Origin of the sequence: Phyllobacterium lublinensis, assembly GCF_020164435.1 — a bacterium.
Classification (GTDB): domain Bacteria; phylum Pseudomonadota; class Alphaproteobacteria; order Rhizobiales; family Rhizobiaceae; genus Phyllobacterium; species Phyllobacterium lublinensis.
The window spans coordinates 104,224-130,156 of record NZ_JAIUDQ010000008.1; the positions used below are offsets into that span (position 1 = coordinate 104,224).

At 59.2% G+C, this 25,933-nt stretch carries 23 protein-coding genes; 17 read left to right on the forward strand and 6 right to left on the reverse strand.

Annotated features, from left to right (window positions below):
* Positions 1-58: 58 nt before the first annotated feature.
* From K9U38_RS12280 to K9U38_RS12315, 8 genes are all read left to right on the forward strand, one after another.
* Positions 59-1,636 carry a cytochrome ubiquinol oxidase subunit I gene (locus tag K9U38_RS12280; protein ID WP_224494687.1) on the forward strand — a complete coding sequence of 526 codons (1,578 nt, stop codon included), beginning with the start codon at positions 59-61 and terminating at the stop codon, positions 1,634-1,636.
* Positions 1,637-1,642: 6 nt separating this feature from the next.
* A complete protein-coding gene (cydB, locus tag K9U38_RS12285; protein WP_224494624.1) occupies positions 1,643-2,797 on the forward strand; it encodes a cytochrome d ubiquinol oxidase subunit II in 1,155 nt (384 codons plus the stop codon).
* A 75-nt stretch (positions 2,798-2,872) separates the two neighbouring features.
* Complete coding sequence (gene cydX, locus K9U38_RS12290; protein ID WP_224494625.1) at positions 2,873-2,995, forward strand: cytochrome bd-I oxidase subunit CydX; 123 nt, start codon at positions 2,873-2,875, stop codon at positions 2,993-2,995.
* 258 nt (positions 2,996-3,253) lie between these two features.
* On the forward strand, positions 3,254-4,453 hold the full coding sequence (gene repA, locus K9U38_RS12295) for a plasmid partitioning protein RepA (protein WP_224494626.1): 1,200 nt from the start codon (positions 3,254-3,256) through the stop codon (positions 4,451-4,453).
* An 82-nt stretch (positions 4,454-4,535) separates the two neighbouring features.
* Entirely contained in the window at positions 4,536-5,498 is a 963-nt protein-coding gene (gene repB / locus K9U38_RS12300) for a plasmid partitioning protein RepB (RefSeq protein ID WP_224494627.1), read from the forward strand.
* Between the two features lie 159 nt (positions 5,499-5,657).
* The gene (gene repC, locus K9U38_RS12305; protein ID WP_224494628.1) at positions 5,658-6,956 is read left to right on the forward strand and encodes a plasmid replication protein RepC; all 1,299 of its coding nucleotides are present in this window, start codon (positions 5,658-5,660) and stop codon (positions 6,954-6,956) included.
* A gap of 316 nt (positions 6,957-7,272) precedes the next feature.
* Positions 7,273-8,196: a cation diffusion facilitator family transporter gene (locus tag K9U38_RS12310; protein ID WP_224494629.1), complete on the forward strand. Its 924-nt coding sequence runs from the start codon at positions 7,273-7,275 to the stop codon at positions 8,194-8,196.
* An 82-nt stretch (positions 8,197-8,278) separates the two neighbouring features.
* A complete protein-coding gene (locus tag K9U38_RS12315; RefSeq protein ID WP_224494630.1) occupies positions 8,279-8,734 on the forward strand; it encodes an RbsD/FucU family protein in 456 nt (151 codons plus the stop codon).
* Positions 8,735-8,762: 28 nt separating this feature from the next.
* Here K9U38_RS12315 and K9U38_RS12320 read toward each other — a convergent pair whose 3' ends face one another.
* Complete coding sequence (locus tag K9U38_RS12320) at positions 8,763-9,965, reverse strand: AI-2E family transporter (RefSeq protein ID WP_370631911.1); 1,203 nt, start codon at positions 9,963-9,965, stop codon at positions 8,763-8,765.
* 177 nt (positions 9,966-10,142) lie between these two features.
* On the opposite strand from K9U38_RS12320, the gene K9U38_RS12325 reads away from it, so the two are divergent.
* From K9U38_RS12325 to K9U38_RS12365, 9 genes are read left to right on the forward strand one after another with little or no spacing between them, the layout of a single operon-like run.
* Positions 10,143-10,874 carry a FadR/GntR family transcriptional regulator gene (locus K9U38_RS12325; RefSeq protein ID WP_224494689.1) on the forward strand — a complete coding sequence of 244 codons (732 nt, stop codon included), beginning with the start codon at positions 10,143-10,145 and terminating at the stop codon, positions 10,872-10,874.
* Positions 10,871-12,451 (forward strand): ABC transporter substrate-binding protein, encoded by a 1,581-nt coding sequence (locus K9U38_RS12330; RefSeq protein WP_224494631.1) that lies wholly within the window; start codon positions 10,871-10,873, stop codon positions 12,449-12,451. Before K9U38_RS12325 ends, K9U38_RS12330 begins: the two co-directional genes overlap by 4 nt.
* A gap of 56 nt (positions 12,452-12,507) precedes the next feature.
* Entirely contained in the window at positions 12,508-13,467 is a 960-nt protein-coding gene (locus K9U38_RS12335; protein ID WP_224494632.1) for an ABC transporter permease, read from the forward strand.
* A 1-nt stretch (position 13,468) separates the two neighbouring features.
* Complete coding sequence (locus K9U38_RS12340) at positions 13,469-14,344, forward strand: ABC transporter permease (RefSeq protein WP_224494633.1); 876 nt, start codon at positions 13,469-13,471, stop codon at positions 14,342-14,344.
* Positions 14,345-14,361: 17 nt separating this feature from the next.
* The gene (locus tag K9U38_RS12345; RefSeq protein WP_224494634.1) at positions 14,362-15,279 is read left to right on the forward strand and encodes a dihydrodipicolinate synthase family protein; all 918 of its coding nucleotides are present in this window, start codon (positions 14,362-14,364) and stop codon (positions 15,277-15,279) included.
* 9 nt (positions 15,280-15,288) lie between these two features.
* Positions 15,289-16,311, forward strand: coding sequence for an ABC transporter ATP-binding protein (locus tag K9U38_RS12350; protein WP_224494635.1), 1,023 nt, complete (start codon positions 15,289-15,291; stop codon positions 16,309-16,311).
* Positions 16,308-17,264, forward strand: coding sequence for an ABC transporter ATP-binding protein (locus K9U38_RS12355; protein WP_224494636.1), 957 nt, complete (start codon positions 16,308-16,310; stop codon positions 17,262-17,264). The genes K9U38_RS12350 and K9U38_RS12355 overlap by 4 nt, the downstream gene beginning before the upstream one ends.
* A gap of 13 nt (positions 17,265-17,277) precedes the next feature.
* The gene (locus K9U38_RS12360) at positions 17,278-18,207 is read left to right on the forward strand and encodes a dihydrodipicolinate synthase family protein (RefSeq protein WP_224494637.1); all 930 of its coding nucleotides are present in this window, start codon (positions 17,278-17,280) and stop codon (positions 18,205-18,207) included.
* 51 nt (positions 18,208-18,258) lie between these two features.
* Positions 18,259-19,545 carry an MgtC/SapB family protein gene (locus K9U38_RS12365; protein ID WP_224494638.1) on the forward strand — a complete coding sequence of 429 codons (1,287 nt, stop codon included), beginning with the start codon at positions 18,259-18,261 and terminating at the stop codon, positions 19,543-19,545.
* Here K9U38_RS12365 and K9U38_RS12370 read toward each other — a convergent pair.
* The 5 genes from K9U38_RS12370 to K9U38_RS12390 all read right to left on the reverse strand — a co-directional run bounded on the left by K9U38_RS12370 (position 19,542) and on the right by K9U38_RS12390 (position 25,849).
* Complete coding sequence (locus K9U38_RS12370) at positions 19,542-20,297, reverse strand: ABC transporter ATP-binding protein (RefSeq protein WP_224494639.1); 756 nt, start codon at positions 20,295-20,297, stop codon at positions 19,542-19,544. The genes K9U38_RS12365 and K9U38_RS12370 overlap by 4 nt on opposite strands.
* Positions 20,291-21,358 carry a FecCD family ABC transporter permease gene (locus K9U38_RS12375; RefSeq protein WP_224494640.1) on the reverse strand — a complete coding sequence of 356 codons (1,068 nt, stop codon included), beginning with the start codon at positions 21,356-21,358 and terminating at the stop codon, positions 20,291-20,293. Before K9U38_RS12375 ends, K9U38_RS12370 begins: the two co-directional genes overlap by 7 nt.
* Positions 21,358-22,500 carry an ABC transporter substrate-binding protein gene (locus K9U38_RS12380; protein WP_370631912.1) on the reverse strand — a complete coding sequence of 381 codons (1,143 nt, stop codon included), beginning with the start codon at positions 22,498-22,500 and terminating at the stop codon, positions 21,358-21,360. Before K9U38_RS12380 ends, K9U38_RS12375 begins: the two co-directional genes overlap by 1 nt.
* 194 nt (positions 22,501-22,694) lie before the next feature.
* Complete coding sequence (locus tag K9U38_RS12385) at positions 22,695-24,035, reverse strand: MBL fold metallo-hydrolase (RefSeq protein ID WP_224494641.1); 1,341 nt, start codon at positions 24,033-24,035, stop codon at positions 22,695-22,697.
* Positions 24,017-25,849, reverse strand: a complete 1,833-nt coding sequence (locus K9U38_RS12390) for a gluzincin family metallopeptidase (protein WP_224494642.1) — start codon at positions 25,847-25,849, stop codon at positions 24,017-24,019. Before K9U38_RS12390 ends, K9U38_RS12385 begins: the two co-directional genes overlap by 19 nt.
* Positions 25,850-25,933 lie beyond the last annotated feature (84 nt).

Consider the following 25,933-nt stretch of genomic DNA (forward strand, 5'->3'; position numbering starts at 1 on the left):
CCGGCATCCGCGCAAGCGCATGCCGCTAACAGGGGGTCGGGGCAACCCGACAAAAGGAATGGAACTCGACATCGTAGCGCTCTCGCGCCTGCAATTCGCGATCACGGCTCTTTATCATTTTCTATTTGTGCCGCTTACGCTCGGCCTATCGGTTCTCCTTGCCATCATGGAGACCGTCTATGTGATGACCGGCCGGGTCATCTGGCGCCAGATGACGAAATTCTGGGGTACGCTCTTCGGCATCAACTTTGCCATGGGCGTTGCGACCGGCATTGTCATGGAATTCCAGTTCGGCATGAATTGGAGCTACTACAGCCACTATGTCGGCGATATTTTCGGGGCGCCCCTGGCGATCGAAGGCCTGATGGCCTTCTTCCTCGAAGCGACATTTGTGGGATTGTTCTTCTTCGGCTGGGACAAGCTGTCGAAGGTCGGGCACCTCGCCGCGACCTGGGCGGTTGCAGCGGGATCAAACTTCTCCGCATTGTGGATCTTAATTGCCAATGGCTGGATGCAAAATCCGGTCGGTTCGGCATTCAACCCGCAGACTATGCGGATGGAAGTCGTTGATTTTTATGAGGTTTTGTTCAACCCTGTCGCGCAGGCCAAATTCGTCCACACGGTATCGGCAGGATATGTGACAGCCTCCATATTCGTTCTTGGCGTCTCCGCTTGGTATGCCCTGAAAGGCAGGCATATCGAGCTTGCCAAGCGCTCCATGACGGTTGCCGCCTCCTTCGGTCTGGCTGCATCGCTTTCGGTAGTCGTGCTCGGCGACGAGAGTGGTTACCTCTCCACTGAACACCAGAAGATGAAGCTAGCGTCGATTGAAGCCATGTGGCGGACGGAACCGGCGCCTGCCGCGTTCACAGTGTTCGGCTTTCCCGATCAGGAAGCGCGTGAAACTCATTATGCCGTACATATTCCGTGGGTCATGGGCTTGATCGGCACGCGGTCACTGACCACAGTCATTCCTGGTATCGAAGAGCTGGTTGAGCATGCCGAAGTTCGCATTCGCCAGGGTCTGCGTGCCTACGACGCACTGCAGCGCATACGGGAAGCCGGCAGCACGACAACCGTGGGTGCTGAGGTTCGAGACGCCTTCGAAGCCAACGGCGCTGATCTCGGCTATGCACTGCTCCTGAAGCGCTACGTGGACGATCCACGCCAGGCGACCGATGCGCAAATCGAGAAGGCAGCCTGGGATACGGTTCCCAATGTGCCGGCATTGTTCTGGTCGTTCCGGATCATGGTTGGCCTCGGCATATTCTTCATCCTCTTGACCGCGACTTTCTTCATCCTCTCGATACGGCGTCAGATTGATGCCTATCCATGGCTGTTGCGCATAGCGGTCTTGGCAATCCCCCTCCCCTGGATTGCAGCAGAGCTTGGTTGGGTGGTCGCCGAATTTGGCCGGCAGCCCTGGGTCATAGAAGGTGTCCTGCCGACTGCAGCGGCCGTATCCAGCATCGGCGCGACGTCGTTGCTGATCAGCATTGCGGGTTTCGTGGTGATCTACACCATTCTTGCGATCATCGAGATGGCCTTGATGCTCAAGGCGATTGGCAAGGGTCCTGAGCCCGACATCGAGCCGGAAGCGACCCTCATTTCACCACACATCGTTCCAGCGGAGTAAGCGATCATGATCCTGCATCAACTCATCGACTATGAGACGCTCCGCTTGATCTGGTGGGTGCTCCTCGGCGTGCTGCTGATCGGCTTTGCCGTCACGGATGGCTTCGACCTCGGCGCCGGCACGCTTTTGCCGTTCGTTGCCAAGACGGACATGGAGCGGCGCATCGTCATCAATACGATCGGCCCCGTCTGGGAGGGCAACCAAACCTGGCTCATCCTGGGGGGCGGCGCGATTTTTGCGGCCTGGCCACCGCTCTATGCCGTCTCGTTCTCGGGGTTTTATCTGGCGATGTTCATCATTCTGGCATCGCTGATCGTACGTCCGGTCGGATTCAAATTTCGCTCCAAGCGCGATAGCGACACTTGGCGGGCGGCGTGGGACTGCGCCCTGTTCATCGGCGGGTTCGTGCCGTCGCTGATTTTTGGCGTTGCCGTCGGCAATGTGCTGCAGGGCGTTCCGTTCCGGCTGAACAGTGACCTGCGCATCTTCTACGAGGGCTCGTTCTTCGGGCTGCTCAACCCTTTCGCGCTTCTGTGCGGCCTGCTGTCTGTCTCGATGCTTGTCATGCATGGCAGTGCCTGGCTGGTGCTCAAGACCTCGGGACCAGTAGCTCAGCGGGCAAGGACCTATGGCGGCATGGCGGCGCCGACGACAATCATACTCTTCGTCCTGGCGGGGCTCTGGCTCTGGCTCGGCGTGGGCGGCTACCGGATTACCAGCGCGATCGATCCGGCGGGTCCTTCCAACCCGCTGGCAAAGACCGTCATCGAGGAATCCGGGGCATGGTTCGTCAATTACGCAAGCCATCCATGGCTGCTGCTCGCGCCGATCCTTGGCCTTGTCGGCGCTGCCGGAGCGTTCTTCGGATTGAAAGCGCGGCGCGAAGTCGCAACCCTCCTGTCGAGCGCCCTGTCGATCTTTGGCATCATCTCGACCGTGGGGGTTGCAATGTTTCCCTTCATTCTTCCCTCGTCGGTTGATCCGAGGTCGAGCCTGATGGTTTGGGATTCATCCTCCAGCCATATGACCCTGTTCATCATGCTGTTCGTGACGGCGATCTTCATACCGCTGATCGTCATGTATACGAGCTGGGTCTACCACGTCCTGTGGGGCAAGGTGGATGAAGCAGCAATCAATGACGAGAGCGGTCACGCTTACTAAAGACGTTCAACGCAATTCCGGACGGAAAACCGCAACACACTTTTCCTGGAATTGCTCTAACGAAAGGACTGGAACATGTGGTATTTTGCCTGGCTTCTCGGATTGCCTTTCGCGGCGGCTTTCGCCGTGCTGAATGCGATGTGGTACGAGATCGTGGAAGACGACAAGAGCCGCAAGGCCGCTGGCGACAAGCGATAGAATTGCAAACTTCCGCTTTTACCGCAGTGATCCGCCGGATTTACTGCGGTAAAAACGCGGAATTCCTGAACGAAAACAATTCATTGCTGTCCATGGCGGCACGTCGGAGATGCCGAGCAACAGCAGCAAAGTTGTGCGCTACGCGCCGGTTAACCTTTTGTTAACCCAAAAAATCTTGCCGTAACAATCGAATCGGAGCTTAATGGCGGTTCTTGGAAGGATCGCTTTGAAAAAGCGCTATTAGAGGTTTCGATTCCGATGAATATCGCAATGCCTCTGCCAAAGTTCGAGTTTGATGACAAGATCCTCGATCAGGGTGCAGAGATTTCTCGCCGGCTGAACCAGCTTCGGATGGAAAAGTTTCCTCCGAACGCCAGGAAGACCTTGCGGCAATTTTCGATGGCGGAAGTGGCCCATTATCTCGGCGTGACACAGAACAACCTCAAGCGGTTGCATCTGGAGGGCAAAGGCCCCGTCCCGGCGCAGGCGGCTTCCGGACGCCGCTCCTACACTGCCGAGCAGATGCTGGAACTGCGGCATTACCTCGACCGCAATGGCCGGACAGAGGTCAAGAAATATGTCCCGCACCGCAAGAAGGGCGACAAGCTGCAGGTCATCGCGGTCGTCAATTTCAAGGGCGGCTCCGGCAAGACGACCACGGCGGCCCACCTCGCCCAGTATCTTGCCCTCACCGGCCACCGCGTACTGGCGATCGACCTCGATCCGCAGGCGTCGCTCTCGGCCTTGCACGGCTTCCAGCCGGAGCTCGACCGCAATCTTTCGCTCTACGAATCGATCCGCTACGACGAGGAACGCAAGCCTATCGTCGAGGTCATCGTTCCCACCAATTTCCCCGGCCTCGATATCATTCCGGCAAATCTCGAGCTGCAGGAATATGAATACGACACGCCACTTGCCATGCAGGACAGGGCGTCGCGCGACGGCCGGCAGTTCTTCACCCGCATCGCCTCTGCGCTGGATGAGGTCGACGACCGCTACGACGTGGTCGTGGTCGACTGCCCGCCGCAACTTGGGTACCTGACACTGACGGCCATGTCGGCTGCAACGTCGGTGCTGATAACGGTTCATCCGCAGATGCTCGACCTGATGTCGATGTCGCAGTTCCTGCTGATGCTCGGCGGTATCCTCAAGACGGTCAAGCAGGCCGGCGCCCGTGTCGAACTCGACTGGTTCCGCTATCTCATCACCCGCTACGAACCGATGGACATCCCGCAAGCGCAGATGGTCGGTTTCATGCAATCCATGCTGGCAGAGGAAATATTGACCAACCCAATGCTGAAATCGACGGCGATCTCTGACGCCGGTCTGACCAAGCAATCGCTCTACGAGGTCGAGAAGAACAGTTTTACCCGCACGACCTATGAACGCGCGATCGAAGCCCTGGATGCGGTGAACTCGGAAATCACTGCTCTGGTGCACCGGGCCTGGGGGCGTTGAGATGACAAAGCGGTTTACCACCGTAAAAACAGCAAGTTTCGCGCGTGAAATCATAGGCTTAGTTAGAGGCTGGAGCATATAGATGGCCCGCAAGGACATTTTCAGCAGCGTGATGAACCCCGTACCGCCAAAAGTGGAGCGCAACGACGCGCTGTCCTATGTGGTGAGCGGCGCGTCACGTTCGATTCGCAGTTCATTCGAGGAACTCGCCAAGGGGAGCGTCGTCGAGCTTGATCCGGATCTGATCGACAGCTCGTTTGTTTCAGACCGCCTCGACCAGGATGACGAGGCGTTCCAGGAACTGCTGGTGGCCATACGGGAGAGGGGGCAGGATTCGCCGGTCCTCGTGCGTCCGCATCCTTCAGCCGCTGGCCGCTACCAGATCGTCTTCGGTCATCGGCGCGTCAAGGCCGCCAGGCAACTGGGCCGGCAGGTTCGTGCCGTCGTCAAGCCGCTGGGCGATGAGGACCATGTCGTCGCGCAAGGGCAGGAGAACGCCGCGCGCTCGAACCTCTCCTTTATCGAGCGGACGCTGTTTGCCAAGCGGCTCGCCGATCTTGGCTATGACCAAGCGATCATCAGATCGGCACTGGCCCTTGACGCAACCACGTTTTCAAAGATGCAGTCCGTTGCGGCGCATGTCGCCGAGCCGCTGATCCTTGCAATTGGAACCGCCAGGGCAACGGGACGCGACCGCTGGTGGCAGCTGTCGAAGCTCCTGCAGGTTCCAGGCAACGCGACCAAGGCGGAAGCGTTCGTCGCATCGGCCGAGTTCGCTGCCGATACGGGCGATGCACGGTTCAACGCCCTGTTCGACTTCCTGTCGCGCGCTAACCGGCCAGCGAAGAAGGCAGGGGCGCCCAAGAAGGTCTGGACATCAAGGGACAAGGCCGTGAACGGCAATATTACCGATACTGGCAAGGCATTCACATTGGCGTTGAAAGCCAGGAACGCATCGAGGTTCGGCACCTACATTACCGAGAATCTGGAAGAGCTTTATCAGGCATTCAAGGAATCGGAAATCGCAAGAAACACAGGAGATTAATCCGCAAAAGAAAAAAGCCCACCTCAACATCGCTGTCTTGGAAGGCTTCTCTCATATCTCTAGCAGGATCGAGAATCGCATTTCCCCGAATCAGTGTCAAGACTTTTTGGCGTCGTTCAGGCGAGCGGATTTCTTTTGCCTATTGAGAGGTGAAAGACAATGCAGACGGGAAATGCATTCACGACGCCCTTCGGGCGGCGGTCGCTATCGCTTGGCATGCTGGCAACACAGGTGCTGGCGCAGGAGATCGATCCGGAGACATCAATCGACAAATGGAAGCTGTTTCGCACTGTCTGCGAGGCGAGGGCGCTGATCGGTATTTCCGACAGGGCGCTCGTCGTCCTGAACGCGCTGCTGACATTCTATCCGCAGACCGAGCTCAGCGAGGCAAACGGCCTTGTCGTCTTTCCGTCCAACGTCCAATTGTCCCTGCGCGCCCATGGCATGGCACCGGCGACCCTGCGGCGGCATCTGAGCGCGCTCGTGGAAGCGGGTCTGATCTTCCGCAAGGATAGCCCCAACGGCAAACGCTATGCGCGCAGGTCGAGGGAAGGGGAGGGCGGAGAGGCCTTTGGGTTCTCGTTGTCTCCTCTCATCGTACGCGCGGCCGAATTCGATGCTATTGCAGAACGCATACGCTCGGAGCGTCTGCACCTCAAGTTGATGAAGGAACGCGTGACGCTGCTGCGCCGGGATATCGTCAAGCTAATCGAGCTCGGCGTCGAAGAGCTGCCGGATGTCGACTGGAGCGCTCACTACGCGCGGTTTCGTGCGGTCATCGACGGCATACCGCGCCAGGCAACGTCCGACGATCTGGAACCGGCGGTCGACGGGCTCGAATGCATCCAGCTCGAAATATCCAATCTGTTGGAAAACAAGTTGAATTCTCAAAAAACAAGCGCCAATGAGTCTCAATCCGAGCGCCACAAACAGAATTCAAATACCCAATCCACCAATGAACTTGAACCTAGCCTTCGAGAAAGCCAAGGAGCGAAAGTTGAGCAATATCCGGAGAAGGACAATAGCGGCATAGGTGAGCCCACCAGAACAAACCAAGGCGTTGCTGCCGGCGCGGTACAGCTTGCAGGCGCCACGCATGCACAAGCCATCAGGCCAGTTCCTCTTGCCCTCGTCAGTCAGGCGTGTCCAGAGATAGCGGCCTATGCCAAGCACGGTATCGCCAGCTGGTCCGATTTGATGAGCGCCGCGGTCGTTGTTCGCTCCATGCTCGGTGTCAGTCCCTCGGCCTATGAGGAAGCGTGTGATGTTCTCGGGCAGGAATCGGCAGCGATCGTCGTGGCGTGCATACTTGAGAGGGCACAGCAGATCAATTCGGCCGGAGGCTATCTGCGATCGCTCACCGACAAGGCGGCCAGGGGTGAATTCTCGGTCTGGCCGATGGTGCTGGCCCAGTTAAGGGCAAACGGCACGCATGTCCAACTGGTAGCCAAGGAATGACGGCCGCGGGCGTAAAAACATACTGGGCAAATTCGCACCCGGATTATGGTTAATAAAGAGTAACAGAAGGCAATAAGGAGATAGCTTCGGAAAGCGGGTTGTGGCGGTTGAAAAACAAAGAGTTAAGCTATTGCGCCCAGCCCTGCGGCAGGAACGTACGCGCCGTCTGCGAAAATGATCACGACGAAAGTCTGTCGTGCTTTCTGCACTGCGATCTGTCACATAGTCACAGGAACGGGACGCAGCTCGGGTGTCGAAAATCCTCTGCTCGTTGCAGTCGGCGCTTCAGGCTCAGGACAATTGAAGGTATCTCGCCATGAAGACAGAGCAGGGAATGTTGCGCATTTCCATTGCTGTTACTGTTCTGGTTGCGGCCTTGGGAATCCTGTTCGGAATTCTTTCCGGTTCCTCCGCCATCATTTTTGACGGCGTTTATGCGATGACCGATGCTGCCATGACGATTGTCGCGCTGCTCGTATCCGGACTGATCGCATCTTCGGTTACGTTGGGTGCCAAGGGTCGTCTTGCCAAGCACTTCACGATGGGCTTCTGGCACCTGGAGCCGATGGTACTCGGTCTCAACGGTGCCCTGCTGACGGGTGCGGCAATCTACGCCCTGATAGATGCGGTCGTTAGCATCATGCATGGTGGTCGGCCGCTCGAGTTCGGCCAGGCCATTATCTATGCCGTGATCACAACCGCCGTGACAGTAGCTATGGCGATCATAACTGGTCGCGCAAATCGTACGATCCAGTCGGATTTTGTAGAGCTTGATGCCAAGGCGTGGGTGATGTCCGCGGGTTTGAATTTCTCGCTATTGATTGCCTTCGGCGTCGGGTATTTTATTCAAGGCTCCGGCCATGATTGGTTGTCGCCCTATATCGACCCTATTGCTCTCGCCATCGTCTGCCTTATCATTATCCCTATTCCGGCCGGAACCATGAGGCAGGCACTGGCCGATATCCTGCTGGTCACGCCTCCGGACCTCAAGCACCACGTGGACGAAGTCGCCAAGGAGGTTTCAAAGCGGCATGGATTCCTGTCGTACCGGGCATATGTTGCCCGCGTCGGGCGTGGCCGGCAGATCGAGCTCTATTTTATTGTGTCGGAGGACACGCCCGCGAAGAAATTGCAGCAGTGGGACCAGATACGCGATGAGGTCGGAGCTGCCATCGGTGACGAGGGACCTGACCGATGGCTCACCATCGCTTTCACCACGGATCCCGGCTGGGCAGACTAACCTCGTGGTGGCAATTTGCATAAAGGAGGCTGTAGCCGCTGAGCCCGATATGCTAGACCGGCGCAAATCAGCGGAGGTTTTCATGCTCAAGAATATTGACCCGGCTCTGAATGCGGATGTGCTGCATGCGCTACGCTCCATGGGCCACGGCGACACACTGGTCGTTTCGGATACCAATTTTCCGTCGGACGCCATTGCGCGGCAGACTGGGCTCGGCAAGCTGCTGCGGATAGACAATGTTTCGGCCGCGCGGGCGATCAAGGCCATCCTGTCAGTGATGCCGCTCGATACGCCGTTGCAGCCGGCTGCAGGACGCATGGAGGTCATGGGCGCACCGGACGAAATTCCAGCGGTGCAGCGGGAGGCCCAGGCGGAAGTTGATGCGGCCGAAGGCAAATCCGCGCCTATGTACAGTATTGAGCGTTTTGCATTCTATGAGGAAGCCAAGAAGGCCTATTGCGTGATCGTGACGGGTGAGACGCGTTTCTATGGATGCTTCCTGTTCACCAAAGGCGTGGTACCGCCGGAAACGGTCTGAACGCGCGACACCCTCTGACCACCACTCCTCAGTCGCCTTTTCTCTGATAGCCGGCACTCAGCTCCTTTATATTGCTGTTCGTGTCGGTCAGTGTGATCGGAGTTTCATCGGCGACGGAGATGTCATCACGTTCGTCGGCGCCGATTTCGCGGAGCCATTCGCGCCAGATTGCCACCAGCAGCGCCATCAGGACTGGTCCGATGAACAGTCCGAGGAAGCCCATCGTCTTCACGCCGCCAATCAAGCCGAAGAAGGTCGGGAGGAATGCGAGTTTTACGGGGCCACCCACCAGCTTTGGCCTCAGTGTCTTGTCGACGATGAACAGCTCCGTCGAACCCCAGATGAACAGCAATAGGCCGGCAAGAGGAGAGCCGCTCCCGACGAGATAGAGGGAGACGAGGGTAAAGCACAATGGAGCGCCGCCTGGCACCAGGGCCATGATTGCCGTGATGACTCCGAGCGTTGCCGGAGACGGCACTCCAGCCAACCAGTAGGCACCGCCAAGCACCACACCTTCGCCGATCGCGATGATTGTCATTCCTGTTACCGTCGAACTGATCGTTGCCGGGACAACACGCGATATCCGCTCCCAACGCGTTGGCAACAGCCGCTCGCCCAGTCGGTCGATCTGCTCTGCAAATGCTTCGCCATCCTTGAAGATGAAGAAGAGGGCGATGAGCATGAATATGGTCGTCAGGAGCAGAGTGAAGGCACCGCCGCCGGCGATGACGACTGCCCGGTAGATGCTTCCGAAGTTTGCACCGGTACCGATCTGCAGGAGATGACCCAGTGCTCCTGGAGGCCCGACATGTTGAAGCCACATTTCACTCAGCCACTCACCAATGAGCGGCAGCCCGACGATCCATTGTGGGGGAGGGGCGCCATATTTGTTGACCTCGATGGCCCATTTGACCCACTCGCTGATTTCATTGGCGGCATAGGCGCCGGCCAGCGCGACCGGGACGATGATGAATGCGAGCAGAAGCAGGAGCGCAGCGATAGCGGCAACGGTCTTGTTGCCACCCAGGAAAGCGCGCAGGCGCCTGAAGACTGGCCAGCTGGCGAAGGCGATGACGAGTGCGGCGAGAACGGGGACCAGAAAGCCGTGGAAGAAGTAGATGCCGGCGACAATAATGGCGACGATCAGCCAGCGCGCGGCTGAAGCAGGCGAAATCAGTGTTCCCGACGTGCGGCCCATTGGGCGCAACGGCTCGACATTCTTGCTGGTCATTCTTCCTCCAGGCATTTCTGATGGCAACTCTATCAGATAGCCGCGCGAGTACTACCGGTTCTGTAAATCCCTACAAGCGATTTCATGAGAAACCGCTTCATTCACCTTTAGAACATCCTGTTGACAGATATCCTACAAGTGGTTATCTATTCGGCCTTGAAGAAAATCGGGACAATGATGAGCCTCAAATCGCTAAAGCCCTTGCATCGCGCGCCCTTGCTCCACGTCTCCGTGCAGGAAAGCCTGCGCGTCTACATCAACGAGAACAGGCTTGAAGCAGGAGCACCCATGCCGCCGGAAGGCGAGCTTGCCAATCAGCTCGGCGTCAGCAGGAACTCGCTGCGGGAAGGGATCAAGGCGTTGGAGTCTCTCGGTGTCCTGGAGTCTCGGCGAGGGGTCGGCGTGTTCGTCAAGGCCTTCTCCTTTGAGCCGCTGCTCGACAACCTTGCATACGGCCTGGGTGACGCCCTCCGCCAGGTTGAGGAAGTGCTCGAGATTCGCCGCACCCTGGAGGTCGGGCTCATCGGCAAGACACTGCAGTTGATTACGGATGAGGATATACGCGAACTGCGCCAGGTTGTTGCGCAGATGCGTGTTCACGCGGAACGCAACGAAGCCTTCGTCGAGGAGGACAGGCTGTTTCATCGGCTGCTGTTCCGCTGCCAGGGCAATGAGACGCTCGTGCGGCTCATCGAGGTGTTCTGGCTCGCCTTCTACAAGGCTTCCGACTTCGTCAACCTCGAAAACACCGATCCGATGGCGACCTGGCGCCACCACGAGGCAATCGTCGATGCGGTCGAAGCCAGGGATCTCGAAGACGCACGCAACCGTCTCGACAGTCACTACGAGGGAATCGCTCGGGTGATCGCACACAACAAGATCGATTCATCCAATGGGAGGACACCATGAAACTGAGAATGATGGCATCGGCGCTGGCGATATCCGTAGCGCTGGCGGCAACTGGCGGCCTTTGTACAGCGCCGGCGCGAGCAGCGACACTGTCCGGCGGGTTTGATGTGGGCCCTGGCGGTTTCCAGGGCAATTTCAACCCGCTTGCCGCGACATCGGGATTCACCTGGCTCAGCATCTACTTTGAGCCGCTGGTCACGTATGACGAGAAACTGCAGAAGGTTGTTGGCGTGCTGGCCGACTCCTATGAGGTCAGCCCGGACCAGCTTAGCTATACGTTCAAGCTCACGGATGCCAAGTGGCACGATGGCAAGCCGTTCACAGCCAAGGATGCGAAGTTCACACTCGGCCTTGCCATGGACGCAAAATCTGGGTCGGTGCTGGCTGCTCGGCTGAAAGCCATCGCTTCCGTGGAGGCGCCGGACGATCGCACATTGGTGGTGAAGCTAAGCGCTCCAAGTGCAAGCACGCTCGATACGCTGACAAAGGTGATGATGCTGCCGGAGCATGCCCTGGCCTCCATTCCTGTCGACCAGCTCGCCAAGAACAGCTGGTGGTCAACCACGCCCATCGGCACCGGCCCATTCAAGTTCACAAAATACGTGACCGACCAATATGTTGAACTTGCCGCCAACACCGAATACCGCGGTGGCAAGCCTGCGCTGGAGCGGTTGATCAACCGGTATTTCGCCAACCCCGCGGCTGCCATTGCAGCATTGCGTGCCGGTGAAATCCAGTTCACCTATGTGGACTCCAACGATGTCTCGACGTTCAAGGGCGACGAAGCGTTCAAGGTTATCGAGGGCGATTCCTTCGTCGTGAACTATCTCGGCTTCAATCATGAATCGCCGATCTGGAAGGATGTCCGTGTCCGCAAGGCGTTGATGCATGCGATCAACCGCGATGCGATCATTACCAGTCTCTATGGCGGCGCCGCCAAGCCGGCAAACTGTGCCTATGTCGCCGACCAGCTGCTGCCGCCCGGCATCGACACATATGCCTATGATCCGGAGAAGGCGAAACAGCTCCTGGCGGAGGCAGGCTGGGCGCAAATCAATGGCGACAAGCCGATCACGCTTCTGACCTACTACACGACGCCGCTTGCGACCAATGTCCTTGCCGCTGTCCAGGCCATGCTGGCGCAGGTCGGGATCAATATCGTTCCGCGCGCTGTCGACACACCCACCTATAACAGCATCGTGCTCAATCCGAAGCCAGATATCGCTCAGTTCCAGCTGGTCTATGCTGGCTTGCAGAACGGACCGGATGCGGGCAGCATCAATGTCGGTCTCAATGAAAAGCAGATCCCGCCCGCAGGCCCGAACGTTGTCCGTGCGCGCATGCCGGAGTTGAATACTGCCCTCGATACCGCGCTTGCCGAACCGGACGCATCCAAGCGCGATGCCCGCTTCCAAGAAGTATGCAAGGTCATGAATGCGAGCCTGCCATGGGCAACCATGTGGGTGGCAAACCGCTACGGCGTGGTGTCATCAAAGCTCAAGGATTTTGTCTGGACACCGGCACCGGGCGGCGGACCCTACGCAGCCCATCCCGAGAAATGGTCAATCGGCGAATAATTCTTGCCTGGAACGATCCGGGGTGACGGCAGTCACCCCGACAAGATGGATTCAAGATGCTTCAGTACAGTCTTCGCCGCCTTTTGATAGGAGCCGGCATGCTCATCGCCCTGAGCATGCTGATCTTCCTGCTGCTGCGGCTCACGCCGGGTGATCCGATCGATGCCTATATCGATCCGAACATACCGATGTCGCCGGCGCAGCTCACCGAACTGCGCAGCCAGCTCGGGCTCGACCGGCCCTTGCCGGTGCAATATCTGGCTTGGCTGCGGGAAGCCCTTTCCGGCAATCTCGGCCGTTCCATCCAGCGGATGGATCAGCCGGTGCTCAGCCTCGTGCTGTCGCGCATCGGACCGACCGTGCTGCTTATGGGAACGGCTCTCGCCATCGCCATTGTGGCGGGCATCACCACCGGCGTGATCAGTGCGGTGCGGCGCAATTCCCCGGCAGATCTGTCCTTCTCGGTCCTTGCGCTCGTCGGTATCTCCAGCCCGGCATTCCTCAGCGCGCTGGTCGGGCTTTATGTCTTCGCCGTCCGGCTCAACTGGGCACCCTCCGGCGGCATGCTGACACCCGGTGCGGCCTTTTCGGTAAGCGACCTGCTGCACCATCTCGTCCTGCCGGCCGCGCTGCTTTCCATCGCCCAGGCCGCACTCGTCATGCGCTACATGCGGGCTTCGATGCTCGAGGTTCTCAACCAGGATTATGTCCGCACGGCGCGGGCCAAGGGCGTGGCGGAATTCTGGGTCATTGCCAAGCATGCCCTGCGCAATGCGCTGCTGCCGGTTGTCACCCTGATCGGTTCTACCATCGGACTTGCCATTGGCGGCGCGATTTTCATCGAAAGCGTATTCAACTGGCCGGGTATGGGCCTGCTGCTCGTCAGTGCGGTCGAAACGCGCGATTATCCGGTCATCATGGGCGCCACGCTGATCATCGGCGGGTGCGTCATCGTCGTGAATCTTTTGACCGACATCACCTATGCCGTCATAGATCCGCGGATCAAGGTTGGTTGAGATGCTGGCACGAACACCCCATCCCAGCCCCGGCCCGACGGCCCGCGCGTTCCATCGTTTCGGAAACAACCGGGCGGCACTGTTCGGCATCGGAATTATCGTGCCGATGCTCGCGCTGATCGTGTCCTACCCGCTTTGGTGGACATTCAAACCGAACGACATCGATCTTCTCGCCATGAACAGCGGCCCCACCGTGACGCACTGGTTTGGAACCGACGGCGTCGGCCGTGACGTGTTTGCCCGCGTACTCGAAGGCGGGCGCATCTCCCTGCTGGTGGCGATAGCCTCTACCCTGATCTCGGCGACCATCGGCTTTCTTGTCGGTGCCATTTCCGCGCTGGCCGGTCGCTGGACGGACGCGGTGGCCATGCGCTTCGTTGATCTTGTGATGACGCTGCCTCCGGTGATCTTCCTGCTGGTACTGGCATCGATCGCCGGTACGGGCATTTGGCCGACGGTCATCGTCATATCGCTGCTGTCGTGGCCGCTATTGTCGCGCATGATCCGCTCCCGCCTGCTTGAGCTGCGGGAACGGGATTTTGTCATGGCATCGCGCGGCATGGGGGCTGGGCTGACACATCTGTTGTTCCGGCACGGTCTGCCGAATTCGATCGACATCCTTGTCGTCTACGCGACCCTGCAGATCGCCAATGCAATCCTTCTCGAGGCGGGACTGTCGTTTCTCGGGCTCGGCATCGCACCTCCCGCCGCCAGCTGGGGCAACATGCTGAATGCCGCGCGCTCAACCGCCGTTCTTGAACAATTTCCCTGGCAATGGCTGTTCCCCGGCGGGGCGCTGGTCCTTGCCGTCCTAGCAATCAACTTCATAGGCGATGGTCTCAGGGATGCATTCGATCCCCGTGCCGAGCTGAACTGACAACGAAAGAAAGCAAAATGACCAAATTCCATGGTGTTGTTCCTCCCGTCGTGACACCGCTCAATCCCGACTTCACAGTAGATTATCCGTCCTACACGAGGGTTCTCGAACATCTGGTCGGGGCAGGGTGCCATGGGGTGTTCGTCCTCGGCTCGACGAGCGAGGTGGTGTTCCACGATGAACGCACGCGCCAGCAGATCCTTGAACATACAGTGGAAATAGTGAATGGCCGCGTGCCGGTCATTGCTGGTGTCATCGATCCGACCACCGATCGCGTCGTCAACCATGCAAGGATTGCGAAGGCAGCGGGGGCCGCAGCTGCGGTCGTGACTGCTCCCTTCTACACGGTGACCAGCCAGTCCGAGACCATCGATCATTTCCGTCAGATCAGGAATGCGGTCGACATCCCGCTGGTCGCCTACGACATCCCGGTATGCGTGCACGTCAAGCTGGCGCGCGCCACGGTGACGACGCTCGCCAGGGAAGGTGTGATCATCGGCCTGAAGGATTCCAGCGGCGATGATGGCAATTTCCGCTACGCGCTCCTCGATCTCGCCGAGCACAGGGACGTGTTCCTGATGACCGGATCCGAGATCGTCGTCGACAATGCGCTGCAGATGGGAGCGCACGGGGTCGTGCCAGGGCTCGCCAATGTCGACCCGCATGGCTATGTGCGGCTCTGGGATGCCGCCCAACGCGGCGACTGGGTCGCCGCACGCCGCGAGCAGGAGCGGCTTTGCCGCCTGTTTGAGATCGTATGGGTAGCGCAGGGACGGGTCAGCGGCGGGGCTTCCGGTGTCGGCGCCTTCAAGACCGCCATGCGCAGTCTGGGCATAATCGCCACGAACGTCATGCCTCGGCCCCGCGCAGCGCTCGATGAAGCCGAGGCTGCAAGGATCGACATGATGCTGCGCACGGCTGGCCTGCTTGACTGAGAGCGGGACATGAACGCGCCAACCGAACCTATCCTCGACATCCGCGGATTGCGGACGGTCTTCCGTACCCGTGGCGGCGAGATTACAGCCGTCAATGGCATCGATCTGACGGTCGGCGCTGGCGAAACAGTTGCGCTGGTGGGCGAGTCAGGCTCCGGCAAATCGGTGACCAGCCTCTCGGTCATGCGGTTGCTGACCCGCAATATCGGTTCGATTGCTGCCGGCAGCATACACTTCAGGAGCAAGGATGGCCGCAGCCGGGATCTTGCCGTTCTCGACGAACAGCAGATGCGGCAAATCCGCGGTGACGATATCGGAATGGTGTTCCAGGAGCCAATGTCCAGCCTCAATCCCGTTTTTACGATAGGCGACCAGATTTCCGAGCCCCTTCGCGTTCACCGCAATGCTGCCCGGAAGTCGGCCATGGAAGCGGCCATCACCCTCTTGGAACAAGTCGGCATTCCCGACGCGAGGCGGAGGGCGGGGCAGTACCCGCATGAACTTTCGGGCGGAATGCGGCAGCGCGCGACCATTGCCATGGCACTAGCCTGCGATCCGACGCTTCTGATCGCCGACGAGCCGACAACCGCGCTCGACGTGACGATCCAGGCACAGATCCTCGACCTGCTGCTGAAGTTGCAGCGCGAACGCGGCATGGGTGTGCTCTTCGTGACCCACAATCTCGGCGTGGTCGCCGAAATCGCGCACCGCGTGGCAGTCATGTATGCAGGACGCATCGTGGAACAAGGCCCGGTTGCCGAGGTCTTCCGCAACCCGCGTCACCCGTACACGCTCGGTCTGCTCGCCTCGATGCCGAAGCTGGGCGAGGCGACACGGCTGAAACAGGACGGACAGAAGCTGGCAGCAATCCCCGGTGTGGTGCCAAGTCTTGCAAACATGCCGGGCGGCTGTGCGTTCTCGCCGCGCTGCCGCTTCGCGATTGGTGCCTGCCAGGCGGGGGTGCCAATGCTTGAGTCCGTCGATGCTGTCCATCAGAGCCGTTGCATCCGCTGGCAGGAGGTTGGCCAATGACAGCTACACCATTCATTTCCGTCCGCGACCTCGCCAAACATTATGTTTCACGCGGCACGCGGCTCAATATCCTTGAAGGCATCTCGTTCGATATCGCCAAGGGAGAAGTCGTGGGGCTTGTCGGGGAGTCCGGCAGCGGCAAGACGACGATCGGGCGCTCCGTGCTGCGACTGGTGGAGCCGTCGGCCGGCAGCGTCAAGTTTGATGGTACGGAGCTCACCACCCTGTCGTCGGCGCAGATGCGGCGGACACGGCCCCGCATGCAATATATATTCCAGGATCCGTTTGCGAGTCTGTCGCCGCGCATGACGATCGGCGAAATACTGACGGAAGGCTTGAAGATCCAGGGCATAGGCACGCGCAGGCAGCGCGTCGACCGGGCTCGGGCCGCACTCGAACAGGTCGACCTTCCGGCGGACGCGATCCATCGCTATGCCCACGAGTTCTCCGGCGGCCAGCGCCAGCGCATCGGCATTGCCCGCGCGCTGACACTCGCGCCGGAATTTCTGGTCGCAGATGAACCGGTGTCGGCACTGGATGTGTCGATCCAGGCGCAGGTAATCAATCTTCTGCGTGACCTGCAGCAGCGGCTCGGTCTTACCATGCTGTTCATTTCGCATGATCTGGCGGTGGTCGAATATATCTGCGACCGGGTCATTGTGCTCTATCTCGGCCGGATCATGGAGATTGCACCGAGCGCAGATCTCTATGCGCGCCCGCAGCATCCCTATACACGGGCCCTGCTCTCGGCGATCCCGTCGCCGGATCCCGATGCGCCGCGCAATCGCCAGATCCTGAAGGGCGACATTCCGAGTCTGGCCAATCCGCCGAGCGGCTGCGTGTTTCGCACGCGCTGTCCAAATGCACTGGAGGCCTGCGCCGGTGTAGCGCCGCAATTGCGGCAAGTCGCGCCGGGCCATTACAAGGCCTGCATCCGCGATGATCTGAACTGAACCGGGGGCCGATGTGACGCGCGGAAAAGACGAGATCAGAGGCAATTGGGCCAGTTTGCTCCTGCCGATCGAGGCCGATGACAGCATTGAGTTCAGCAAGCTTGCCGAGGAAGTTGATATCCTCATCGACGCGAGGGTTGACGGCATCTATTCGAACGGGACCGCCGGTGAGTTCCACAACCAGACCGAAGAGGAGTTCGACAGGATCCAATCCCTGCTGGCAGAGCGGTGCGGCACGGCAGACTTGGCTTTTATTATCGGTGCTTGCCAGCCGGACCCGACCATCATGCTCGATCGGGTCCGTCGCGCCGCGTCGTTGCGGCCCGCGGCCATCCAGATGATCCTGCCGGACTGGTGGCCGGTGACCAACGGGGAGGCAATCGACTTCCTGAACAGGGCCAGCGATAGGGCAGATGGAGTTCCGCTGATCCTTTACAATCCGCCCCATGCAAAGCGCGTACTTTCGCCGGAGGACCTTGGAGGCATTCTGGCGAACGCGCCTGGCGTCGTCGGGGTGAAGCTCGCCGATGGCGGCGCGGACTGGTATGAAGATGCCCGCCGCCATTTGCAGGGTGTCCCGCTTTTCGTTCCGGGGCACCACCTCGCCACGGGCATCAGGGAAGGGGTGGCGGCAGGGTCATTTTCAAACGTGGCCTGTCTCAATCCTCGCGGCGCACAGCGCTGGACGGAACTGATGCAGAGCGACATGGAAGCCGCGCTGGAAATCGAACGGCGAATATGCAGGTTCATGGACGAACATATCGTGCCCTTCAGACAGCAATCCGGCTTTTCGAATGCCGCGCTGGACAAGCTTCTTGCTGCCATCGGCAATTGGGGTCCGGTGGGAACGCGCCTGCGTTTCCCCTATCGCTCAATTCCCAGCAATGATGCCGAGCGGCTGCAAGCGATTGCAAAGGCGGAACTGCCTGAAATTATTGTTTGATCCTCTCCGCATCAATTGACGAGTGGTGAATATCCGGCGGATATTCCTGCCATGGAAGATCTTGAAATATTTCAACGCATGGGATTGGCGATCGCGATCGGCGCAGCCGTTGGCGTGGAGCGGCACTGGCGCGAGAAGGATGAAGACGACGGTACCCGCACCGCCGGAATTCGCACATTCACGCTGATCGGCATGTTGGGCGGCGTGGCCGGGCTCCTCGAGCATTCGATCGCGTCTCCCGGCGGTTTCTCCGGAATAGTCGTCATCGGGTTTCTGATTACGCTTACTTTCGTCTTTACGCTGTTCCAGTTGCGAGAAGCAATTGCCGAGCAAAATTACAGCGTGACATCGGTGGTTGCAGCAATGCTCACCTTTTCCTTTGCCGTCATTGCCGTTCTTGGCGACATGACAGTCGCGTCAGCGGGGGGCGTGATCCTCGTCGCCGTGCTTGCAAGCCGGGAATTCCTGCACGCGGCCATGCGAAAGCTTCGCTGGACGGAGCTGCGTTCAGCGGTCATTCTTCTCGCCCTGACCTTCGTCATCCTTCCCATTGTCCCGTCTGAACCGATAGGACCCTTCGGCGGTATTTCGCCGTCCAGAATTCTCACAATGGTCATTTCACTCGCGGCAATTTCCTTCTGCGGCTACGCCGCCGTGCGCGTCCTTGGCAGTGCCAAGGGCGAAATAGTCGGAGGAGCCGTTGGAGGGCTGATATCGTCCACTGCCACCACTGTTTCGAACGCCCGCCGGTCCACGACGGAAGACCTGGCCCGACCTCTCGCTGCTGGCGCTATCAGTGCTGGAGGTATCTCCATGCTGCGCACCCTGTTGCTGGTAGTCATGTTGGGGCGGCCACTCTCGATGCTGTTGCTGCCGGTCCTGGTTGCTGGAGCCGCGACGATGCTTGGCTATGCATTTCTGATAGCAAGACGGAGCACGGCCGAACATCCGGAACTCAGTGTGAAGAACCCCTTCGATCTGGCCGAGGTCATCAAAATGGCGCTGCTTCTGGTCGGGGTAGGCTTTGTGGTTCGCGTTGCAAGCCAGTTCTTTGGTGATGAAGGGCTGCTGATAGCTTCCGCACTCTCCGGACTTGCCGATGTGGACGCGGCCACAGTTACAGTGACCGGCATGCTTCAGACCCTCTCGGCTCCAACCGCGTCGCTGGCAATTGCCCTTGCAGTCCTGTCCAACACGCTGGCCAAGGCAGTCTACGCATCAGCCCTGGGCACAGTCAGGTTCAGTGCCCATGTGTGGATAGCGTCGCTGTTGTCGATGGCTGCGGCAGGTGTGTGCTGGACTCTCGTCCAGCTCGCCGACGGCGATGGATCGCTCTAGGTCAAGGATCCGTCGACGATGATGACCGGTCGCCCCTGCGAGCAATTCTCGATCCGGGCGTCGACACGGTAGACGTCGCGCAGCAGCTCTTGTGTGATGACATCGCTGGTCGGACCGCTCGCAATCATTGTTCCATTGGCAATGACGATCGTGTTGTCGCAGTAGCGCAAGGCGTGGTTCAGATCATGCAGTGCAATCATCACTGCCATGTTCGAACGGGCGGCGAGGTCCTTCATGAAGCCCAAGACTTCCACCTGCCGAAAAAGATCCAGTGCCGAGGTCAGTTCGTCCATCAGCAGGATTTCGGGTTTGCGGACGAGCGCCTGTGCAATGGAAACGAGCTGCCGCTGACCGCCGGACAGTTCGCCGAGGCTGCGGAAGGCGAGATCATCGATCTTGAGGGCCGCGAGGATACGGTCGATTTCATGCAGCTCACTATCCTGCACTTTCCAGCCGGAACCCTGCTTGGACGCGAGCAGAACGGATTCGTAAACCGTGAGCACCGCATTGGCTCCGGTGTCCTGCGGCATGTAGCAGATCGTATCCTTGCCCTCGGCGGTGTCGCACAGATGCACGACGCCGGGTCCGGAAATAAGCCCGGCAATGCGTTTGAACAGGGTCGATTTGCCCGCCGCATTTGGTCCGATCACGGCAGTCATGCCGCCGCCCGACAGCAGGCCGGTATCCACACCGGAGAGGACGACACGTTTACCGTATCTGGCCCCGAGACCCTCAAGCACCAAACCTACCACGAACGCCTCCGGTGTGTGAAAATGAGGGCAAAGAAGAAGGGAACCCCGACGAGTGCCGTGATGATCCCGATGGGAAGAACGGCACCCGGAATGAGCGTCTTGCTGACAACGGACGTGGCCGACAGGAGCAGTGCCCCGCAGATCACCGACGCCGGCAGGAAGAAGCGCTGGTCTTCGCCAACGAGCATGCGCGCGATATGGGGCCCGACAAGACCGACAAAGCCGATCGTTCCGACGAAGGAGACCGGTATGGCGGCAAGCAGGCTTACCATCATCATGGTCTCAAGCCGCAGGCGGCGCACATTGATGCCAAAACTTGCCGCCTTGTCTTCGCCGAGCCTCAGGGCTGTCAACGCCCAGGCGCGGCGGGCGAAGAGCGGGAGTGCAACCGCCAGAACGGCGGTGGTGATGCAAACCTTGGGCCAGGTGGCCTTAGTGAGGCTGCCCATCGTCCAGAACACGACCGCCGCGAGCGCCTGTTCGGAGGCGAGATACTGAAGCAGGGCCAGCAGGGCGTTGAAAGTGAAGACCAGGGCGATTCCGAGAAGTACGATCGTTTCCACCGTCACGCCGCGCATGGTCGAGGCGAAATGGATGAACAGCGCCGCCAGCATCGCCATCAGGAAGGCGTTGACCGGCACCATGAACTGCGTCGCTACAGGGAACACAGCGATCCCGCCAACCAATGCGAGGGCTGCGCCGAATCCCGCCGCGGCGGAAATACCGAGCGTGAAGGGGCTGGCCAAGGGATTGGCAAGGATGGTCTGCATCTGGGCGCCCGCAACCGAAAGCGATGCGCCGACGGTAACCGCCATCAAGGCGATCGGCATGCGGATATCCCAGATGATCACCCGCAATTGATCGCTGACTGCAGCAGGTTGAAACAGGGCCCTGAATACATCGGAGAGCGCGTAGTTTGCCGGACCGAGCGCCATGTCGACGGCCACAGAGAGGAACAGCGCAACGCACAGCCCGCCAATCAACACCAGCCGGCGCAGGACGAGCGCTCGGTAGCGTCCATGTCCTTCAGCGCCGGAAATCCGGTCTGCCACAGGAACCATCACTCTCCACCCGGAGGAAGGGACACGAAATATCCCGGACGGTAGGCGACGGGCAGAAACCGTTCATGAAACTCCCGGAAGTTCTTGTCCGGATCAAGATCGGCAAAGAGCTCCGGGTGAAACCATTTGGCAAATTGCTGGATCGGAATGAACTCGTAGGGAACGCCGTAGAACTGGTGCCACGCGGCATGAACATTGCCGTTCTTGACCGCCGCGAGACTGGAAAATGCGGGGCGCTGCATCAAGGCTTCCAGCTTGGCGCGCGCATTGGCGGGGTCGGCTCCGCGCCCGACATGGACAAACTGATTGATGTCGGATTCGGCCGACCAGTTGGCCCCGGTGACGATCACATGATCAGGATTGCTGACGATGATCTGCTCGGGATTGAGATCGCCAAAGGTCGTCTTCAACACGTCGGTCGCGATGTTGTGGCCGCCTGCCTGGTCCACCATTTCCCCGAAATTGGCCGGACCGAAGGTACGGCAGCAGACATTGTCTCCCGAGATACCTGGTGAGCGTTCGACGAAGACCTTGGGGCGGGCAAGGTCGCCTGCCTTGGCCAGGCGATCCGTGACGAGGGCGATCTGGGCGCGGCGATAATCGATGAGTGCCTGCGCTTTCTCCGGCTCTCCAAAGATGCTGCCGAGCAGCTCGATGCTTTTTTCGCTGTTCTTTGCCGGATCGACCCGGAAATCGAGATAGACGATAGCGATACCGGCCGCGGCGGCCTTTTCCTCGGTACCCGATTCCTCGGCGGATTTCTGCGATTCAAGGTTGAGTGTCAGGACGTCCGGCTTGAGCGCGATGGCGGCCTCCAGACTGAAGGTGCCGCTGGGGATATAGCCGATCTGCGGCAGGTCCGCGAGCGCCGGGAAGCGCTCACGATAGGCCTCATAGGAATCCGGGTCTTTCTTGATCATGTCATCGCGCCAGCCGATGATGGTATCGAACAGATCCTCGCCCTTCAGGGTCGCGATCACATGGATCTGGCGCGCCTCGCCGACAAGAACGCGCTTGGCCGGCAATTCCAGTTCGACCTTCCGGCCCGTGACGTCGGTAATGACCGTCTTTTCAGCGGCCGCCGGCGTTGCCATCGTCAGAATGGCGGCCATGAGAGCCAACAGCGTTGTCTTCAATGTCATGATCTGCAATCCTCAAAAAATATAGCGACAATACAGGCCGGCCCTCAGCTCGAAGGGAACCGGAGACGCCTTGCCCATAAAGCGCAATTCTCGTCACTCCGATGGGGAGGTTCGTGCCTTCTATTATTTTATGAGTTTTGCCGTCAATATTTATGTTTTAGAACGTCTCCAGCCATGCAAAGAGTTTTGCTTGGCTAGCTTTCGATCTCGACATCAACAAAATTTTTGCCGTTCAAAGCATGCTCGCAATCCGTGCGCCAGGGCTGGGACGCCCCAAGCCAGTTCTTTTCGAATTCGTCATATTTCGGCAGGTCGGATGCGGCAGGTCCCAGACGTTGCTGGTAGTTTCGAACGTTTCGTACCCGCCGTCCGAGCTCCTTGAGGAGCTCTGAACGGGGTATGGTTTCGTAGTTCTTGCGCATTGTCGAAACGATTGCCTTCGCCTTGGGGCGCGAATTACTGGCGGGCAGCGGCAGGATCGCATCGAGGATTGCGCCGGGCTCGGTCACCGGCCCGTTGGCCTGCTCATTCCACGGCGTCGCATTCTCGCTGCCGTGATGGCCTATCTTCAGGAAATCGATCGGCGCGTTCAGCTCGGACTTGCGTTGGTGCCACATGACGTTCCATGCACCATTCATCTTGCCCTCGCGAAAGACCGTGTTCCATTCGGCATCCCCAACGAAGAGCAGGCGTTTGCCTTGCCATTCAACGAGCAGGACGACGCTCGTATTGTTGGTGACGGTACTCGACAGTTCGGCAAATGCGAAAGCACCAGACATCATGCGCGATTGAAGCTGACGGAAATCAGCCTTGCCGATATTGCCAGGAAACACCTCCGTTTTTTCCCCTGGCGGGTTTCGCAACGAAATGATCGAAGATGAAAAGCCGCGGAGTATCTCGTCGGCATCCTTGCCCAGATAGAAGCGGTCGATGTCCTGTTCCGGGCCGATCACCTTGATTGCGGCGCCGGTCAGCGTCGGCAGACCGAGCTGGGCAGGAGTCATTCCGGCATGGACGTAAGTGGGTCTTATGCCGTTGGCATCGGGCAGGGTAACGCGCAGTGCCTCCATGGCGTCGTCATTGTCCACGCCATAAAGCGCGACCAGCCCCTGCAATTCGGGGCTCAGGGCGACATTCAGGCGCGCAATGCCGCGCAGGGCCATGGTCGCCATCTCATACAGCTGATGGGTTGCGGAGGCCTGCGGATGCTCTGGATCCATCGCCGCATTCATCCAGATGTTCTCGATCTTGATGTTCTTGAACAGCGCGGGATCAAAGCCGGCAATGTGATCCTTGTGCTCGTGCGTGACGACCAGCAGGTCGAGGCGTTTCTTGCCGCTCCCCGCGTCGGGCAGCATGGTCTGCAGATTCTCGATGGCCGTCCTCAGGTGGCCGATGCCCCCCAGGGATCCGCAATCGATCAATATGTGAAAATCGTCGATGGCGCCGCTGGAGATATGGGCGTTCGGAATCCGGCAATACAGGCAATCGCCGACTTCGACATTATAGGCCCTTACTAGGAGCTTATCTGGCATGACCGGCCTCCCAGCTCATCATGCTCGTCGTCGTGGATGCCAACATGCGGGGAAAGTTCGAACCGGACGGCCCCATTGACCACGCGGGAGGTAATCGGGGCCACGCTCTTGGGCAGCAATCCTTTTTCGCCGCCAATGGCGGAGGCTATGCGTCCCGCCTTGACGCGCAATGCCAGGGCGGCAAGAAATGCGTCGCGCCGCCTCTTTCCTTCCCGCGCCTCGTCCTCGGCAGCCTTGCCCTTGCGGGCAAGTGGCAGTGTACCGGGCTTGCGCGCCCATGCGAGGACGTTGCCGTTTTCATCGAGTGCCAGTGTGGCTCCGCATAGCAGGCTCGCCATCTGTCCCTTGAACCGGCCAAACTGATCGCCCTGGAGTATGATGTCTTCCCGCCAGATATATTGCAGCAGAATTTGCCTTGGCTGACGGCGCGCTTGCCGTGTGAGTTTCTGTGCGGTGCAAAGATCAGCAACGGTGACGTCAGCATCATAGGGAATGAACAGCGCACTGCGGTTGTCGTCGAGGAAGCGATAGGCTTCCGCCTTCGAGCTGGCGATCGTCTCTACGTCATGAAAAACGTCGAGATCCAGACGATCAAACACATGGCGCGAGAGCTTGAGCCTCGCTGTTTCGGACGGTTGCAGGATACCCCGGCGCTCGAAGACATCTAGCATCATGAGGCGATAACCGTCCGGGTCGGTCGGATTGGCGATTTCTTCCGCGCGCAGCACCGCCAACGCATAATCCCGGAATGTGACGTCAACAGGCGGAAGCAGATCGAGCGGTTGGACGGCCATGTCCTGCATACGCTGGATGGTATCCCAGAAGGCCTGGGGCACGGTGCGGTTGCGTTCGGTCACGTAGTATTTCGACAGGCGCAGCACGATGTCGAACATCGATCCGGTAAGAACCTGCGACATGTGATGGGGCCGCTGATCGTTCGCAACATCTGCATATTTCAAATCGTTTCTGGCGCTGCGCAGGTAGGGCTGGTTCGCCACATGTCTTCCAAACTGCTCAGCAAGTCGCGAGAGCGTGCTTTCACTCTCAAGGTCGCCTTGCGTGTCGGCAATGAGTTGCTGGCGAAAGGCGTTGTTGCGGAATGCGATGAGGATCGCAGTAAGGTCGCCCATGAATTCATGAAATGCCGCCGTCTCGGGAAGAACGGATTCGATGAAATGCGGCCTTATGCCGTCAAGCACCGCGTGACCGAATTCATGATTGACGATGTCGGTCGAAAGGCATGTGAGAATACGCTCCTTGCCACGGTCGAAATAGTAGAATTGCAACGATTTGCTTTGCCGGTCATAGAAGGCGTTCTCCCCATATCCGGCATGGGGAACGACAATCAGCCGGCTGCCGTCAAAGCCCCAGGGGATGGATCGTCCGAGGCCGAAACCGTTCTCGAAGAAGTCCAGAGCCCTCTGCAGGATTGCCCACACATTCACCTGGTGGAACTGCAGCGATTCCTTGTTGTGCCGATCCAGCAGTTTTCCCGAGGGGTCAACGAAGGCGTTGAGCTCCTCGACCCAGCGTGCCGGAGGCGCCAGGATCTCGGTGCTTCCATCGTAATCGACAATGGCAAAGCGGGCACTGGTGGGGCCGTCGCCAATGCCGGGCTCCCACGGAACGAAACCATCTTCGTCGAACGCGAGCTTGGGATTTTCATCCGCGACCTGCGGATCCTGGAAATAAACATCGAAGGGGATTCGAAGCTTCAGCGCCTCCTCAAGCGAACGGTCAAGGAAACGACGCGCGGCATAGAGACTCGCCCGCTCCAAGCGCGTAACCTTCAAGTCCCGGCTTTTCCTTGCCATTCCCGTACCTTTCAGGAAGTCGACAGGGTGGTGTTTTCGACGGCGTAGCGGTGTTGTTCAGATTTGCAGGTTTACGTCGCATCC